We start from the raw sequence: 15,609 nt of genomic DNA on the forward strand, positions 1-15,609 counted from the left end.
AGTGAGACGGCGAGAAAATTTCTTCCCAGAATTTGTTGACCCGGAGGTCAACTGTGGGAAAGCTTTTCATCAAGTACCGAGGTGAGAGGACCACCATTGGCCGAGGTCACCGTGCGCGCGTTCGCCGCAGGAGATGAGGGCTCGCTGGTCGAGGCCTGGAATCGCAGCTTGCGGGCCGACCCCACCACCGCCGGATGGTTCCGCGACTGCGTGTTGCTGGATCCGAACTTCGATCCCGAGGGGCTGCGGGTGGCCGTGGTCGACGGGCGGGTTGTCGGGTGTGCGTACGCCGTGCGGAGGCTGACCCCGTTGGCGCCCGGCACTGATCTGGAGCCCGAGACCGGGTGGATTCCGTTCTTCTTCGTCGTGCCTGAATACCGGGGGAGCGGGTTAGGGCGGCGACTGGTGGAGGAGGCCGTGGCGTTCCTGCGGGATCAGGGGCGGGTGCGGGTGGACTTCGCGTCGTATACGCCGAACTATGTGCTGCCGGGGGCAGATCCCGAGGCGTACCCGGAGGGGTTACGGCTGCTGGAGCAGCTGGGGTTCGCGACGCTCTACTCGCCGGTGGCGATGGATCGGTCGCTGGTCGGCTACGTGATGCCCGATGACGTGCACGGCCTGCTCGCCCAGCGTGAGAGCGAGGGGTACGGCTTCCGCAGCCCTCGCGATGGGGAACTGCCGGAGCTCGTGCGCTTCGCGGCGAACGTTTTCAACCCCGACTGGGGCGAGGCCATCAGAGCCCACAGAACGCCAAGCCGCATCGTGATCGCCACCAAGGCCACCAACGTCACCAACGCGGCCATCGCCACCGAAGTCACCGCCGCCCGCGAAGTCGCCAACGCCGCCAACGCGGGCAACGCCATCAACGCGGGCAACGCCATCAGTGCGAGCAACGTAGCCAACTCCGGCAGCATGGGCAGCGCGGGCAACGCCGCCAACGTGGCCAGCGCGGGCAGCGCGGGCAGCGCGGGCAGCGCGGGCAACGCGGGCAACGCCCTCAACGCGGCCAACGCCGGTGAAGCTGGTGCGGGGGCAGGGGGGCGGGGTGGCGTGAAGATTGTGGGATTTGCTTTGTATGGGGCTTATCGGGGGGTTCTGGAGAGGTTTGGGCCCTTTGGGGTTGATCCGGAGATGCAGGGGACTGGGCTGGGCAAGATTCTGCTGCATCTGACCATGACGCGGATGCGGGCCGAGGGCCTGCACTCCTCCTGGTTCCTGTGGACGGGCGAGCAGAGCCCGGCAGGACATCTGTACACGAAGGCGGGTTACGCCGTGACCAGGAGGTTCCACGTGATGAGGAGGACGGTGTGAGCGGGATCCACGTGCTGGCGATCGGGGCGCACGCGGGTGACCTCGACCTCACCGCGGGAGCCGTACTGGCCCAGCATGTGATGAACGGCGACCGGGCGACGCTGCTGCACCTGACACTGGGGGAGCGGGGGCATCCGCGCACGCCGGTGGCCGAGTACGCCAAGCAGAAGCGGGAGGAGGCCGAGACGTTCGCCGACAGGATCGGCGCGGGCGTCGGGTTCCTGGACTACGAGGACGGGCTGCTGCCCGAGGACGACGACGTCAAGATGCGCGTCGGCGACCAGATCAGGGAGCTGCGGCCGGACGTCATCCTCACCCACTGGAGCGCCTCGATCCACAAGGACCACGCCCGCACGCACCGCATCGTCCAGGACGCCCGCTTCTTCGGCGGGCTGAAGACGCTGGAGCGCGAGCACCCGGCGTACTGGGCCGGGGAGCTCTACTACGCCGACAACTGGGAGGACGCCGAGGGCTTCGCCCCGGACGTGTTCGTCGACCTGCGGGATGAGGCCTACGAGGTCTGGTCGCAGGCGATCACGGGCTACGCCTTCGCCCGCGGCGAGACCTATGGCTTCCCGTACGTGGACTACTACCGCGCGCTCACGATCGTCCGTGGCGCGCCCGCCGGATTCCGCCGCGCCCAGGCCTTCGCCGCCCCCAAGGGCTCCCGCGACCTCCGCCTCACGCATTTCGGCCCAAACGAACGCGCCAGCGAACGCGCCGACGCAGGTGCCGACGAACGCGCCAACGCAGGCGCCGACGCAGGCGCCGACGAACGTGCCGACGCAGGCGCCGACGAGCGCGCCGACGCTGGCGCTGACGAACGCGCCAACGCAGGCGCCGACGAGCGGGCGAACGGAGCCACGGACGGGAGCGTCAACGGAGACGCCGACAGACGTTCGGGCAAAGGCGCCGACGCAGGCGCCGGCGGAGGCGCCACTTGACGCACCCGGCCGCCGTACTTCCCGAGGACCAAGGCCAGGAGGGCTCGGGGACGGACGGGTGAGGCACCACAGAGCGGGCCGAGGAAGCAGGAGGAGTTCCTCGAACCGCAGGCAACAGGAAAGGCAAAACCCCCCATGAGAAGAACCCTGGTAGCCGCCACAGCCCTCATCCTCGCCATAGCCGCATGCTCCACAGGAAATGGCGAAAAATCCGGACCAAACGCAGGCAAGACCGGCAAGCCGCTGATCATCCACGCCGTGGACGCCGGCACCTTCCAGGAAGACTTCAACCCCTTCCACCTGGAAAACGTGAACTTCGGCACCACCGGGATGATCTACGAGACCCTGGAGTACTTCAACAAGCTCAAACCCGGCGAGATCACCCCCTGGCTGGCCACCAAGCACGAGTGGTCCAACGACGGCAAGTCCCTCACCTTCACCCTCCGCCAGGGCGTCAAGTGGAGCGACGGCCAGCCGTTCACCGCCGACGACGTCGCCTTCACCTTCGACACGATGAAGAAGTACCCGGAGCTCAACAAGAGCGCCCTGGACATCGCCGGCACCAAGGTCGTGGCCCCCGACAAGGTGCAGATCGATTTCACGACCACCTCCTACGCCAAGCTGTTCAACATCGCCGGCAGCTCCCCGATCGTGGCCAAGCACCTGTTCGACAAGCAGGACCCGGTCACCTTCACCAACCCCAAGCCGGTCGGCACGGGCCCGTACAAGCTGTCGAAGTTCAGCGCGCAGCTGTACGAGATGGTGAAGAACGACGCCTACTGGCAGCCGGGCAAGCCGCAGGTGCCCACGCTGAAGTTCCCCGCCTACACCGCCAACGCGGTGCAGAGCGCGCTGCAGCAGGGCGAGCTTGACTGGGCCGGCGCGTTCGTGCCGGACATCCAGAAGATCTTCGTGCAGGGCAAGCCGGACCAGAACAAGTTCTTCTTCCCGCCCGAGGGCGTGGTCGACCTGCTGCCCAACCTCACCAACCCCGTCCTGGCCAAGCCGGAGGTACGGCAGGCCATCAGCCTGGCCATCGACCGGGACAAACTCGTCCAGATCGCCGAACGCGGGTACACGCACGTGGCGCACCCGACGACCGTGACGATGCCGGGCGGCGAGGCCTACCTGCCGCCGGAGTACAAGGACGCCGCCTTCAAGGTCGACGTGGACAAGGCCAAGGAGCTGCTCAAGGGCGTCGACCCCGCCAAGCTCAGCTTCACCCTCCTGGTGCCCTCGCCGTTCACCGACTGGGTGAACTGCGCCCAGCTCATCAGGGAAGACCTGGCCAAGGTCGGTATCAAGGTCGAGACCAGAGGCGTCGCGTTCGCCGACTGGGTGTCCAAGGTGGGCAAGGGCGACTACGACCTGTCGATCAGGGGAGCCGAGGTCGGGCCGACGCCCTACGAGCAGCTGCGCTCCCTCCTCTACGGTCCCCTCGCGGTGCCGGTGGGCAAGGCGGGCTCGGCCAACTACGAGCGCTGGAAGGACGACGCCACCGACAAGCTGATCGCCGAGTACGCCGCCACCGAGGATCTGGCCAAGCAGCAGCAGGCCGTACAGGGACTCGGCAAGATCATGGTGGAGAAGCTGCCGGTGGTCCCGCTGTTCTACAGCCCGTCCTGGTCGCAGTTCCGCACCAACAAGTACACCGGCTGGCCCAGCGAGCAGGACCCGTACGCGATGCCCTCGCCGTACAGCTCGCCCGACGCCGCGGTCGTCCTGCTGCACCTGAAGCCGGCCGGCACGTGAGGTTTCTGGTCAGGCGGCTCGGGTTCTATGTCCTGACGGCCTGGGCCGCCGTCACGCTCAACTTCCTGATCCCCCGGCTCATGCCGGGGGATCCGGTGGAGCTGCTGGTGGCGCGGATGAAGGGCAACCTGGACCCGGCCGCGATCGAGGCGATGAAGCGGGCGTTCGGCATCAGCGACGCCGGCCTGTGGCAGCAGTACCTCGACTACCTGGGCAACCTGGCCCACGGCGAGCTGGGCCGCTCGATCACGTTCTTCCCCACGGAGGTCTCCTCGGTCATCGCGGAGGCGCTGCCGTGGACGATCGGGGTGGTCGGGGTGGCCACGCTGATCAGCTACGTGGTGGGCACCTCGCTCGGCGTGCTGATGGCCTGGAAACGCGGCACCTGGCTGGACGGGGTGCTGCCGACGGCGACGTTCATGCACGCCGTGCCGTACTTCTGGGTGGCGCTGATCCTGGCGTTCGTGTTCGGCACGGTGCTGGGCTGGTTCCCGACGACCCGGGCCTACGCGCTGGAGGTGGACCCGGGCTGGACCGGGGAGTTCGCCGGGAGCGTGGCTTACCACGCGGTGCTGCCCGCGGTGACGATCGTGGCGGCCTCGATGGCCGACCGGATCCTCGGCATGCGCAACGTGATGGTGACCACGCTCGGCGAGGACTACGTGGTGATGGCCGAGGCCAAGGGGCTGACCAGCCGCCGCGTCATGTGGGCCTACGCCGCGCGCAACGCGATCCTGCCCAACATCACCAGCTTCGCGCTGAGCCTGGGCTTCGTGGTGGGCGGCTCGGTGCTGACCGAGATCGTCTTCTCCTACCCGGGGATCGGCTCGGTGCTGCTCAAGGCGGTGGAGAACGAGGACTTCCCGCTCATGCAGGGCATCTTCCTGGTGATCTCGCTGGCGGTGCTGGTGGCCAACTTCCTAGCCGACCTGGCCTATGTGGTCCTGGACCCGAGGACGCGACAGTGAAGATCCGCATCGGTATCGGCATCCTGGTCTTCTTCGCGCTCATGGCGCTGGCCGGGCCGCTGCTCGTGGGCGGCGATCCTGCGGCGACCGGCGCGGGCGGGCTGCAGGGTCCCTCGGCCGAGCACTGGCTGGGCACCACGCAGACGGGGCAGGACATCGTGCGCCAGATCGTGTTCGGCGCGCGCATCTCGATGGGCGTCGGCCTGCTGTCGGCGGTGATCGCGACCGCGTTCGCCGTCCTGGTGGGGCTGGTCGGCGGCTACTTCGGCGGCGCGATCGACGAGGTGCTGTCGGTGCTCACCAACATCTTCCTGGTGCTGCCGGCGCTGCCGCTGATCATCGTGCTGGCCGGCTACCTGCCGCAGCGCGGCGTCGCCTCGGTCGCGGTGGTGATCGCCGTCACCGGCTGGGCGTGGGGCGCGCGCGTGCTGCGCGCACAGACGCTGTCGGTACGGCGGCGCGACTTCGTCGAGGCGGCACGGGCGAGCGGCGAGCGGCCGTTGCGGATCATCTTCTACGAGCTCCTGCCGGTGCTGATGCCGGTGATCGCCACCAGCTTCCTGGCGACGGTGGTCGGCGCGATCCTGGCCGAAGCGGGCCTGTCGTTCCTGGGGCTGGCGGACCTGTCGACGGTGAGCTGGGGCAGCATGCTCTACTTCGCGCAGATCAACCAGGCACTGCTGATCGGAGCCTGGTGGTGGTTCGTGCCGCCCGGCCTGTGCATCGCGCTCATCGGCACCGGCCTGGCACTGGTGAACTTCGGCATCGACGAGCTGGCCAACCCCCGGCTCCGCACGATCAAGATCAAAGCGATCAAGGTGAAGCGGACATGAACGTGCTGGAGATCCGCGGACTCGGTGTGGACTACCTGTCGAACACCGGGGCCGTGCACGCCGTCGACGAGGTGTCGCTGGACCTGCGCCGCGGCGAGATCCTCGGCCTGGCGGGCGAGAGCGGCAGCGGCAAGTCGACGCTGGCAAACGCAGTGGCCAGACTGCTGCGCCCGCCGGCCGCGATCACCGCCGGGTCGGTGCTCTACCGGCCGCGCGAGGGCGACCCGGTCGACGTGCTGAAGCTCGGCAAGCGGGACCTTCGGGCCTTCCGGTGGAAGGAGCTGGCAGTCGTCTTCCAGAGCGCCATGAACTCGCTCAACCCGGTCGGCACGGTCGGCGCCCAGATCGACGACGTGCTCCGCATCCACCGCCCCGACATGCCGCGCAAGGACCGCCAGGAGCGGACGGTGGAGCTGCTGCAGCGGGTCGGCATCAGCGCCGACCGGCGGCGCGGCTACCCGCACGAGCTGTCGGGCGGCATGCGGCAGCGCGCCGCGATCGCCATCGCGCTCGCGCTCAACCCGGAGATCATCATCATGGACGAGCCGACCACGGCGCTCGACGTGGTGGTGCAGCGCGACATCCTGCACGAGATCAGGGCGCTGCGCGAGGAGTACGGCTTCGCGGTCGTGTTCATCACGCACGACCTGTCGCTGCTCATGGAGATCTCCGACAGGATCGCCATCATGTACGGCGGGCGGCTGGTGGAGACGGGCACGGCCGCGTCGCTGAAACAGGCGCCGCGCCACCCGTACACGCTCGGGCTGCTGCGTTCCTTCCCCCGGCTGCGCGGACCCCGCGAGGAGCTGCTCGGCATCCCCGGCACGCCGCCCGACCTGCGGTCACTGCCGCCGGGGTGCGCGTTCCACCCGCGGTGTCGCTTCGCGATGCCGGAGTGCGCCGAGCGGCGTCCCGGGCTGGAGCCAGGTCCGGAGGGGGAGGTGGCGTGCCTGCTCAACGACGGGGCGGGAGCCGTACAGCTGGAGGAGAGATCATGAGCGGGCAGGTCGTCCTGGAGGGGCGCAATCTGACCAAGCACTTCACAGTGGCACGCGGACGGCTCGGGGCGCGGCGGCCGGTGCTCAAGGCGGTGGAGGACGTGTCGATCGCGCTGCGCGCCGGCACGGTCAGCGCGCTGGTCGGCGAGAGCGGCTGCGGCAAGAGCACGGTGGCGCGGCTGCTGGCCCAGGTGTATCCGCCCACGTCCGGGCAGGTGCTGCTGCGCGGGAAGCAGGTGCGGGGATTCAGGGAGTTCCGGCGGCAGGTGCAGCTGATCTTCCAGGACCCGTTCGCCTCGCTCAACCCGTTCCACCGGGTGCGCTACCACCTGGCCAGGCCGCTGCGCATCCACGGGCACGTCCGTTCGGCGGAGCACGAGCGGGAGCTGGTGGCCGAGCTGCTCGAACGGGTCAGCCTCACGCCGGTCGACCAGTTCATGGACAAGCTGCCGCACGAGCTGTCGGGCGGGCAGCGCCAGCGGGTGGCGATCGCCAGGGCGCTGGCGGTGCGGCCGGTCGCGCTGATCGCGGACGAGCCGGTGTCGATGCTGGACGTGTCGATCCGGCTCGGCGTGCTGCGGCTGCTGGAGAAGCTGGCCGACGAGACCGGGCTGGCGCTGCTGTACATCACGCACGACATCGCCAGCGCCCGCTACTTCGCGCAGGACATCACGGTCATGTACGCCGGGCGGCTGATCGAGAGCGGCGCCGCCGAGTCGCTGACGCAGGCGCCGCGCCACCCCTACACGCAGCTGCTGCTGGATTCGGCGCCCGATCCCGACCGGAGCGCGCCCGCCGAGGCAGTGCAGGCGAGGGGGCGGCACGGCGAGCCGCCCAGCCTCATCGCTCCGCCGAGCGGGTGCCGCTTCCACCCGCGCTGCCCGGTCGCGCTGCCGGTGTGCTCGTCGGAGGTCCCGGCCAGGACGGTGCTCGCCGAGGACCACTGGACGCACTGCTGGCACGTGTCGGAGTCCTCGCTCACCCCGTGAGGGCCTGCCACCAGCGTTCCCGGTGGGTGGAGCGCAGCAGCCGGGTGTGCAGGCGGTGCAGGACCGTGCTGTTGTGCAGGTTGACCTCCAGCTCCGGCGCGTCCCGCAGCCGTGACAGGGGTCGCCCGTGGCAGACCGAGCACGGGCAGGCACCGCGGCCGAGCCGCTCGACCGGGACGAACGCGAGCGGTTCCGGCACGAGCGCGCTGCGGGCGCCGCCCCGCCGCCAGCCGCCGCGCACCTCGTGCGGCTCCGGATAAAGATGCCGCAGGACCTCCCGCACGCCGACCGCCGCCCAGTCAGCCCCGGCCGCCAGCGCCCCCAGGGCCTCCACACCCGCCGACAGCAGCGGATAGGGCAGCGGGCCGCGGCGGGCGGCGGCGTCCTCGATCACCAGGGCGACCGGGCCGCCGAAGGTCGTGATCGCCGCCTCCAGGGCCGGCCTGGCCTCCGCCGCCCACGAGGCGTGCACGGGCAGGACCGCGATCACGCCGTCCCAGGCGGCCGCCTGCTCCAGGATGGCGTGCAGCGCCCCCGCCTCGCCACGGCCGATGTAGCCCGAATCCGTGAGCGGCGCGGTCACGCCCGCCTCCACCTGGTCGGCGATCCACTCCGCCGACAGCCCGGCCGACCCGGCGACCCTGGCGGAGCCGGCGTAACGGCGGCGGTCGGCCAGCACCGGGCCGTCGTAGCCGCGCCGCCGTACCATCCGGACGGCATCGTGCGCGGCCTGGCCCGTGAACACCAGCCCGGACCCCGGGTGAGCGGCGAGCGCGGGAGCGTCGTAGACGTCGCGGGCGCTCACCTGGATCAGCAGCCGCTCACGCAGGTCCATACCGGGCTCCCCGGGCAGGGTCTCAGAACACGAAATACCCTCAAACCCGGCCCGATAGGCCCACTTACCAGGCGCCCCCGCCGCCGCCCCCGCCATCAGAAGAGGAAGAGGAAGAAGAGGAGGACGAGGACGAGGAGCTGTCTCCGCCGGAGGAGGAAGAGAAGAAGCCGGAGCTGTGGTGGTGCCGCCGCGACCGCTGCGACCCGCCGCCGGCGCCGCGGAAGATGATCGACACGACCACCAGCCCCACCAGGCCCAGGATCGGCACGAGGACAGCGGCGCCGCTGCCGGACGACGAGGACGACGAAGAAGACGAGGACGTCAGCGTGGCCGGGCAGCCGGTGCCGGTGTCGGCGCCTGCCAGCGACCCGCCCGAGCGCAGCGTCTCCAGGTCGGCCGCGCCGCTGCCATTGCGCACCTCCTCGGCCGTGTCCGGCGTCAGCGCGAGCTGTTTGCGGGGGAACACGACGTCGAGCGCGACGGGCCGGCCGCCGGGTACGTCCTTGGCCGTGCCCGACACGGTCTGCTTGGCGAAGGACGGCCGGAGCAGCTCACCGGGCTGACCGAAGGCCGCGTAGGTCTCCTTCTTCTTGCCCGCCCGCGGCAGCCGCACCGACACCTCGAGCCGGTCGAGCGCCGGATCCCAGTTCTTGCCCCACACAGGAAGGTGCAGGAACGCGCGGTCGTCGTAGGCGGTGACCGCGCCGCGCAGCCGGTAGGAGAGGCGGAAGACCCGATCGGAGTCCGCCTTGGCGGCGAAGTACCACACGACCCGATGCACGCCGCCGCAGTCGCGCTGCGCGAAGGTCGCCGCCGGGCGGTCCACGCCCAGCTCGGCGGTGCCCGCCTCCCGGTAGGCCAGGCCGCCCTCGCTCACCGTCACGTCCTCGATCCGCGACCGGTAGCTGACCGGGAGGTCCACGTAGGCCCCGTGGCCCTCGGCGGAGAAGTGGAACGTGTGCTCCTCCACCACGCCGACCGACCCGTCCTTGGCCACGGTCGCCGTGACTGTCGTCCTGGGCAGGCTGTAGACCGTGTCACGTGCTTCCGCGGGCACCCCACCTGCCAGGCACAGTGCCAGCACTCCAGCGATCACCGTCATCATCCGCATGGGCAACCCCCTGTTGCCAGCGTGGCGGACGGGACTTGCGAAACGCTTAACACCCGTGCCGTCGTGCGATCTCGGCCGCCGTGGCCGCCACGCTCTCGCGCAGCTCGGGCGGCGACAGGACCTCCATCTCCCCGCCCAGCCGCAGGAACTCGCCGGTGGCGTGCGCGACAGACTCGATCGGTACGGTCACCCGCACCCAACCCGCCCCGTCAGGCTCCGAGGCGGTGGCCGCCGCCGCACTCACCACGCCGGGCGTCATCAGGTGCCCCAGCCGCTCGAACCCGGCAGGCGACAGCCGCAGGCAGGCCTGGCCGCGTCGCAGGCTGGCCTCGAACTCCTCGGTGTAGCGGCGCCAGAAGTCGGCCAGGGAGAAGGAGGCTGGCCGGGTGAAGCGTGACGGCAGCGGATGCAGCGACAAGATCTGCGAAACGCGATAAGTCCGGATCTGGTCGCCACATCCGGCGACCACGTACCAGCGGCCCGCCTTGAGCACCAGCCCGTAGGGTTCCAGGCGGCGCTCGACCTCCTCCGGCTCGCGCCAGCGCCGGTAGCGGATCTGGATGGCGTGGGAGTCCCACACGGCGTCGGCCACCGCGGGCAGGTGCGTGACCTGCTCAGGATCGCGGTACCAGGACGGCGCGTCCAGGTGGAAGCGCTCCTGGATCCGCCCGGCCCGGTCGCGCAGCTCGACCGGCAGCGCCGCCATCAGCTTGAGCTGCGCCGCCGCCACCACCGCGCCCAGCCCGAGCTCGGCCGCCGGACCCGGCAGCGCGGCCAGGAACAGCGATTCCGCCTCGTCGCCGGTCAGCCCGGTCAGCCGGGTCCGGTAGCCGTCGAGCAGTTGGTAGCCGCCGTTCGGGCCCGCGTCGCCGTACAGCGGGATGCCCGCGGCGTGCAGCGACTCGATGTCGCGGTAGATCGTGCGCGCGGACACCTCGAGCCGGGTGGCCAGCTCGCGCGCGGTCATCCTGCCGCGCGTCTGCAGCAGCAGGAGGATCGAGACGAGGCGAGATGCGCGCATTGACGCTGACACTACCTGTCAGCGAATGCGGCTTACGGTCGCCCGCATGAACGATTTCGACTTTCTCGAGGGCGAGTGGATCTCGGCCAACCGCAAGCTCAAGAAGCGCCTGGCGGGCAGCGACGACTGGGACGAGTTCGAGGGCAGGAGCCGCTGCTGGCGGACGTTCGACGGCGGCGCCAACGTCGACGAGATCAGCTTCCCCGCCGGCGGCGCCAAGGGGATGACCGTGCGCCTGTACGACCCGGCGACCGAGCTGTGGTCGATCTACTGGATCAGCAGCCTGGACCCGAAGATGGACACCAAACCGCTCGTCGGGCGCTTCGAGGGCAACAGAGGCGTCTTCTACGCCGACGACGAGCACGAGGGCACGCCGGTGCGCTGCCGCTTCATCTGGACCGTGCACGGCCCGGACGCCTGCCGCTGGGAGCAGGCCTTCTCCGTCGACGGCGAGCAGACGTGGGAGACCAACTGGACGATGGAGTTCACCCGGGCGTGACGTCGTCCAGGATCTGGTCGACCGCGCGCCGCGTCACGTCGCCGTCGGGCGACAGGGCGGCCAGCAGGTAGGAGATCGTGTCGTCGCCCGTCGGCACCGCCACCACACGCACGTAGGCCGGATCCTGCCGCTGGAAGGCCAGCGTGAACGAGGCCGACGCCGCGGCGCGCCCGCCGACCTGCACCGCCCTGGTCTCGACGCCCTGGACCGTGCTGGTGCCCGGCAGCAGGCTGCGCGCCTGCTGCTCGGCGACCACCCGCGCCTGGGCCTGCAGCTGCTCGATGCTGGCCTGGGCGCCGGGCGCGCCCGGCTGCATGAACGCCCGCACGATCCCGCCGTCGCGCTTCAGCCCCGAGCTGTACGGCTGGGCCAGGCCGTCCTCGGCCTTCGTCCACCCCGCCGGGACCGGGTACGACAGGTGCGCCGCCGAGTCGGTGACCCGGGCGGCGCCATGGGCCGCGGCCGAGGAGGAGGTGTGACGCGGTTTGCGGGTCTCGGGCTGGCTGCCGCGCGACCACAGGATGACCGCGACCGCCGCGCCGGCCACGATCACCGCGAGCCCGCCGACGAGGATCACCCACCACCAGGCGGACCTGGGCGGTTTGGCCTCGTACTGCTGGACGTCGGGGAACATGTCCGGCGTGTACTGCAGGCGCTGGGTGCCAGGTGGCTCCGGCGGCTGTGGCGGGGGCGGCTGCGGCCAGCGGTGGCGCACGGTCCGGTTGGGATCGGGCTGTTGAGGCCAGGGCTGCTGTGGCGTCATGATCCCCTCGGGCTGACGTCCGGGCGCGGAAATCTACCCCGACATTGTCACATCTCGGGCGGGTGCGCCGTCCTGTCTGCATGACAAGGGTTCTGGTGACTGGAGCGAGCGGCAGGCTCGGCCGGGTGTTGATCGACGTGCTGGCCCGCGAGGGGTTCGAGGTGCGCGCCGCCAGCCGTACCGCGCGACCGTCGGAGGGCGGCGTGCGGTGGGTGGTCGTGGACCTGACCACCGGGCAGGGCCTGGCGGCGGCCGTGGACGGGGTGGACACGATCGTGCACCTGGCCTCGGCGCCCTACCGGGGCCGCTACACCGACCGGGTGGAGCAGGGCGGTACCGCGCGGCTCCTGCGGGCCGCGGGGGAGCGGCACGTGATCTACGTCTCGATCGTCGGCGCCGACCGGGTGCCGTTGGGCTACTACGGCTCCAAGATCAAGGCCGAGCGGCTGATCAAGGCGAGCGGCGTGCCGTACACGATCGTGCGGGCGACGCAGTTCCACGAGTTCGTGGCGCAGGGCTTCACGCTGATGACGCGGTTCCGCGTCCGGGTCATCGATCCCGGCCTCCCCGTGCAGCCCGTCGACGTGCGGGACGTGGCCGTCGAGCTGGTCTCACGGATACGCGGCGGCCCGCTCGGCGGCATCACGGAGTACGGCGGGCCCGAGGTGATCGGCGCGGGCGAGCTGCTGGAGACGTGGCTACGGGCGCGCGGCAGGAGCGGGCGGGTGCTGCGGATCCGGATCCCCGGCAGGCTGGGGCGGGCCTTCAGAGCCGGGCACCTGACGACGCGGGCCCGGCCCACGGGGAAGATCACCTGGCGCGAGTACCTGACAGGTCACTGACCCTGCTGGCCGTAAGGCGGCTGCTGCGGCGGCCACCCGGGCTGCTGCTGGCCCGGCTGCGGCTGCTGGGGTTGCTGCCATCCGGGAGCCGGCCACTGCTGCTGGTAGACGGGCGCGGGCTGCTCCGCGGGGTTGGAGCGGGCCGCCACCCCGAAGACCAGCAAAAGGGTTCCCGCCATGTCAATCAGGATGCCGACGGCGCTCCCGGCGTAGATGAGCGGTGAACTGAAGGACAGATCGAACGAACGCACCAGCTCCGGAAGGAACAGGCTGTAGAGAACCTGCCAGATCACGCCGACCAACAGGAGGATGCAGCCGAACATGCCGAGCATCGCGCCCCTGCCACGGTGGCTCTTGGCGAACGCGGTCACGAAGATGCCCGCGATCAGGACGATGAGCTGGAGGACGCCGAAGGCGAGGATCCAAAGATTTCCCACGCCGCGACCTTATGGGGAAACGCTTGCCCGTTCCACCGCCCGGCTGATCGAGGCCAGGTCCAGGCCACCCTGATAGCGCACGCCGTTGATGAACAGCGTGGGCGTGCCCCGCACCCCGCTGTCGTAGCCCGACTGCTCGTCGGCGGCGACCCTGGCTTTGTGGCCTGGCACGTCGGCCCACGGCTCGACGTCGAGCTCGGCGGCGTAGTGGGCCAGGTCGGAGTCGGTCAGGAAGCGCTGGTTGTCGAAGAGGATGTCGTGCATCTCCCAGAAGCGCCCCTCGTCGGCGGCCGCCTCGGCCACCAGCGCCGCGGCCACCGCCCGCGGGTGCAGGGTGCGCAGAGGGAAGTGCCGGAACACGATCCGCACCTCGGGGTGGCGCTTGAGCACCTCCTCCATGATCGGGTGCAGCCGCCCGCAGAACGGGCACTCGAAGTCGCCGTACTCCACGATCGTCACCGCGGCGTCCTTCGGGCCGCGCACGTGGTCGTCCGGCCCGACCGGCACCGACAGCAGCTCAGGCAGCTCTTCCTCCGGCTCGGCGTCGGGCGGCGCGCACACACCGCCCCGGTCCCAGGCCAGCTTGAAGATGATCCAGCCGATCAGCGCCGACGTCAGCGACCCGGCCAGGATGCCGATCTTGGCCTGGTTCTGGACGGCGGGGTCGTCGAAGGCGAGGTCGACGATGAACAGCGCCACGGTGAAGCCGATGCCCGACACCGCGGCGCCGCCCAGCAGCTGGCCCCAGACCAGGTTGCCGGGCAGCACGCCCCAGTTGAGCTTGAGCGGCAGCCACGTGCCGATCGAGATGCCGATGACCTTGCCGAGCACCAGCCCGGCCGCCACGCCGATGGCGATGGGCGAGGTGGTCGCCGCCCGCAGCGTGTCGGCGTCGAGCCGCACGCCGGCGTTGGCCAGCGCGAAGATCGGCACGATGACGTAGCTGCTCCACGGGTGCAGCAGGAGCTGCAGCCGCTCGTTGACCGAGACCGCCCTCTTGACGCTGCGCGCCGCCTGACGGGCCGCCTCCGCGCTCGGGTCGCTGGTGAACTCCTGCACGGCCTCACCGGCCCGCAGCAGCTTGTGGTCGCTCGGCGCGTACACCAGTACCAGCACGCCCAGCGCGATCCCGACCAGCGTCGGATGGACACCGCTCTCCAGCGTCGCCACCCACAGCGCGAAGCCGAGCACGATGTAGGCGGGCGCCCGCCAGATCTTCAGCCAGCGCAGCGTCACGATCGCCGCCAGCAGCACCGCGGCCGTGACCAGCGCGGGCACCGACAGGCTGGCCGTGTAGAAGACGGCGATGATGATGATCGCCAGCACGTCGTCCACGATGGCCAGCGTCAGCAGGAAGGCCCGGAGTGGATCCGGGCAGCGGGCGCCCACGATGGCCAGCAGCCCGAGCACGAACGCGGTGTCGGTGGCGATGGGCACACCCCACCCGCCCGCGCCGGGGCCGCCGGCGTTGAGCATCAGGTACACCGCGGCCGGGACGATCATCCCGCCGAGGGCCGCCACGGAGGGGACGGCGATGAGCCGCCGGTCACGCAGCTGGCCGAGCCGTACCTCGTAGGAGATCTCCAGGCCGATGACGAAGAAGAAGATCGTCATCAGCCCGTCGTTCACCCAGTGGCGCAGGTCGAGGGAGAATTCGGCCTGACCGAAGGACAGGCCCATGGGGATGTGCCAGAACGCCTCGTAGGTGTCGCCGAACGGCGAGTTGGCCCAGAGCAGGGCCAGCACCGTCGCGATCAGCAGCAGGCTGGTGCTGCCCACCTCGGTCTTGAAGAACGCCCGAAACATCCCCGAATCTCCCCCTGGGAGATCATAGCCGGATGCCCGCCACGATCTTGTCGAGGTCCCCGACCACGGGCTGGCTGGCCATGACCGTGACGACCGTGCCCTTGCGCTCCACCCAGCCGACCAGGAGTCCCGTGCCGAGCGCGCCGTCGCCCTTCATGGTGAGCACCTTGCGTCCGCCGAGCGTGGCGACCTTCGTGTCACCCGAGAACGTGCCCACGTCGAAGGGGGCGTTCTTGAGCTGGGAGAGCTTGCCCGCCTTGGACCAGCAGACCACCCGCACCCACAGGGTGCGGGCCTTCGGGTCGGTGTCGGACCGCTTGTCGGTCCACTGGTAGCCGTACTCGGTGACGCCGTGGTGCTTGTTGACGACGACCTGGCCGGAGCTGAAGCCCTCGGGGATGTATCCGACGCGGGCGCCCTTGATGGCCTCGGCGCCCCGCGGGGGCGTGTCTGCCTTGGCGTTGTACGAACGCTTGGCCTCGGCCTTCGAGGCCACGGGA

16 protein-coding genes are annotated in these 15,609 nt (G+C 70.4%); 9 read left to right on the forward strand and 7 right to left on the reverse strand.

Features of this window, described 5'->3' with window-relative positions:
* Positions 1-96 precede the first annotated feature (96 nt).
* The 7 genes from ACIBHX_RS00220 (at position 97) to ACIBHX_RS00250 (ending at position 7,795) form a co-directional block, all read left to right on the forward strand.
* Positions 97-1,311 (forward strand): GNAT family N-acetyltransferase, encoded by a 1,215-nt coding sequence (locus ACIBHX_RS00220; protein WP_397062697.1) that lies wholly within the window; start codon positions 97-99, stop codon positions 1,309-1,311.
* Positions 1,308-2,255 carry a PIG-L deacetylase family protein gene (locus ACIBHX_RS00225; protein WP_397062699.1) on the forward strand — a complete coding sequence of 316 codons (948 nt, stop codon included), beginning with the start codon at positions 1,308-1,310 and terminating at the stop codon, positions 2,253-2,255. Before ACIBHX_RS00220 ends, ACIBHX_RS00225 begins: the two co-directional genes overlap by 4 nt.
* Positions 2,256-2,513: 258 nt before the next feature.
* A complete protein-coding gene (locus tag ACIBHX_RS00230; RefSeq protein WP_397062701.1) occupies positions 2,514-4,007 on the forward strand; it encodes an ABC transporter substrate-binding protein in 1,494 nt (497 codons plus the stop codon).
* Positions 4,004-4,975 (forward strand): ABC transporter permease, encoded by a 972-nt coding sequence (locus tag ACIBHX_RS00235; RefSeq protein ID WP_397062703.1) that lies wholly within the window; start codon positions 4,004-4,006, stop codon positions 4,973-4,975. Before ACIBHX_RS00230 ends, ACIBHX_RS00235 begins: the two co-directional genes overlap by 4 nt.
* The gene (locus ACIBHX_RS00240; RefSeq protein WP_397062705.1) at positions 4,972-5,808 is read left to right on the forward strand and encodes an ABC transporter permease; all 837 of its coding nucleotides are present in this window, start codon (positions 4,972-4,974) and stop codon (positions 5,806-5,808) included. Before ACIBHX_RS00235 ends, ACIBHX_RS00240 begins: the two co-directional genes overlap by 4 nt.
* The gene (locus tag ACIBHX_RS00245; RefSeq protein WP_397062706.1) at positions 5,805-6,806 is read left to right on the forward strand and encodes an ABC transporter ATP-binding protein; all 1,002 of its coding nucleotides are present in this window, start codon (positions 5,805-5,807) and stop codon (positions 6,804-6,806) included. Before ACIBHX_RS00240 ends, ACIBHX_RS00245 begins: the two co-directional genes overlap by 4 nt.
* Positions 6,803-7,795 (forward strand): ABC transporter ATP-binding protein, encoded by a 993-nt coding sequence (locus ACIBHX_RS00250; RefSeq protein WP_397062708.1) that lies wholly within the window; start codon positions 6,803-6,805, stop codon positions 7,793-7,795. The genes ACIBHX_RS00245 and ACIBHX_RS00250 overlap by 4 nt, the downstream gene beginning before the upstream one ends.
* Here ACIBHX_RS00250 and ACIBHX_RS00255 read toward each other — a convergent pair.
* The 3 genes from ACIBHX_RS00255 to ACIBHX_RS00265 form a co-directional block, all read right to left on the reverse strand.
* On the reverse strand, positions 7,785-8,630 hold the full coding sequence (locus ACIBHX_RS00255; protein ID WP_397062710.1) for a hypothetical protein: 846 nt from the start codon (positions 8,628-8,630) through the stop codon (positions 7,785-7,787). The two genes, ACIBHX_RS00250 and ACIBHX_RS00255, sit on opposite strands and share 11 nt — an antisense overlap.
* A 64-nt stretch (positions 8,631-8,694) precedes the next feature.
* Complete coding sequence (locus ACIBHX_RS00260) at positions 8,695-9,741, reverse strand: DUF2207 domain-containing protein (RefSeq protein WP_397062711.1); 1,047 nt, start codon at positions 9,739-9,741, stop codon at positions 8,695-8,697.
* Between the two features lie 46 nt (positions 9,742-9,787).
* Positions 9,788-10,762 carry a helix-turn-helix transcriptional regulator gene (locus ACIBHX_RS00265; RefSeq protein WP_397062712.1) on the reverse strand — a complete coding sequence of 325 codons (975 nt, stop codon included), beginning with the start codon at positions 10,760-10,762 and terminating at the stop codon, positions 9,788-9,790.
* A 46-nt stretch (positions 10,763-10,808) separates the two neighbouring features.
* Here ACIBHX_RS00265 and ACIBHX_RS00270 point away from each other — a divergent pair, with 46 nt between their 5' ends.
* On the forward strand, positions 10,809-11,261 hold the full coding sequence (locus tag ACIBHX_RS00270; RefSeq protein WP_397062714.1) for a hypothetical protein: 453 nt from the start codon (positions 10,809-10,811) through the stop codon (positions 11,259-11,261).
* On the opposite strand, the gene ACIBHX_RS00275 is transcribed toward ACIBHX_RS00270, so the two are convergent.
* Positions 11,248-12,024: a hypothetical protein gene (locus ACIBHX_RS00275; protein WP_397062716.1), complete on the reverse strand. Its 777-nt coding sequence runs from the start codon at positions 12,022-12,024 to the stop codon at positions 11,248-11,250. The two genes, ACIBHX_RS00270 and ACIBHX_RS00275, sit on opposite strands and share 14 nt — an antisense overlap.
* A gap of 80 nt (positions 12,025-12,104) precedes the next feature.
* Between ACIBHX_RS00275 and ACIBHX_RS00280 the strand changes: the two genes are divergently transcribed.
* Entirely contained in the window at positions 12,105-12,866 is a 762-nt protein-coding gene (locus ACIBHX_RS00280; RefSeq protein WP_397062718.1) for an SDR family oxidoreductase, read from the forward strand.
* Here ACIBHX_RS00280 and ACIBHX_RS00285 read toward each other — a convergent pair.
* Genes ACIBHX_RS00285 through ACIBHX_RS00295 form a run of 3 tightly spaced genes read right to left on the reverse strand, consistent with a single transcriptional unit; the run spans position 12,860 to position 15,605 of the window.
* Positions 12,860-13,303, reverse strand: coding sequence for a hypothetical protein (locus ACIBHX_RS00285; RefSeq protein WP_397062719.1), 444 nt, complete (start codon positions 13,301-13,303; stop codon positions 12,860-12,862). The two genes, ACIBHX_RS00280 and ACIBHX_RS00285, sit on opposite strands and share 7 nt — an antisense overlap.
* A 9-nt stretch (positions 13,304-13,312) precedes the next feature.
* Positions 13,313-15,109 carry a Na+/H+ antiporter NhaA gene (gene nhaA / locus ACIBHX_RS00290; protein ID WP_397062721.1) on the reverse strand — a complete coding sequence of 599 codons (1,797 nt, stop codon included), beginning with the start codon at positions 15,107-15,109 and terminating at the stop codon, positions 13,313-13,315.
* A 22-nt stretch (positions 15,110-15,131) separates the two neighbouring features.
* On the reverse strand, positions 15,132-15,605 hold the full coding sequence (locus ACIBHX_RS00295; RefSeq protein ID WP_397062723.1) for a hypothetical protein: 474 nt from the start codon (positions 15,603-15,605) through the stop codon (positions 15,132-15,134).
* Positions 15,606-15,609 lie beyond the last annotated feature (4 nt).

Origin of the sequence: Nonomuraea sp. NPDC050536, assembly GCF_044457685.1 — a bacterium.
Taxonomy (GTDB): domain Bacteria; phylum Actinomycetota; class Actinomycetes; order Streptosporangiales; family Streptosporangiaceae; genus Nonomuraea.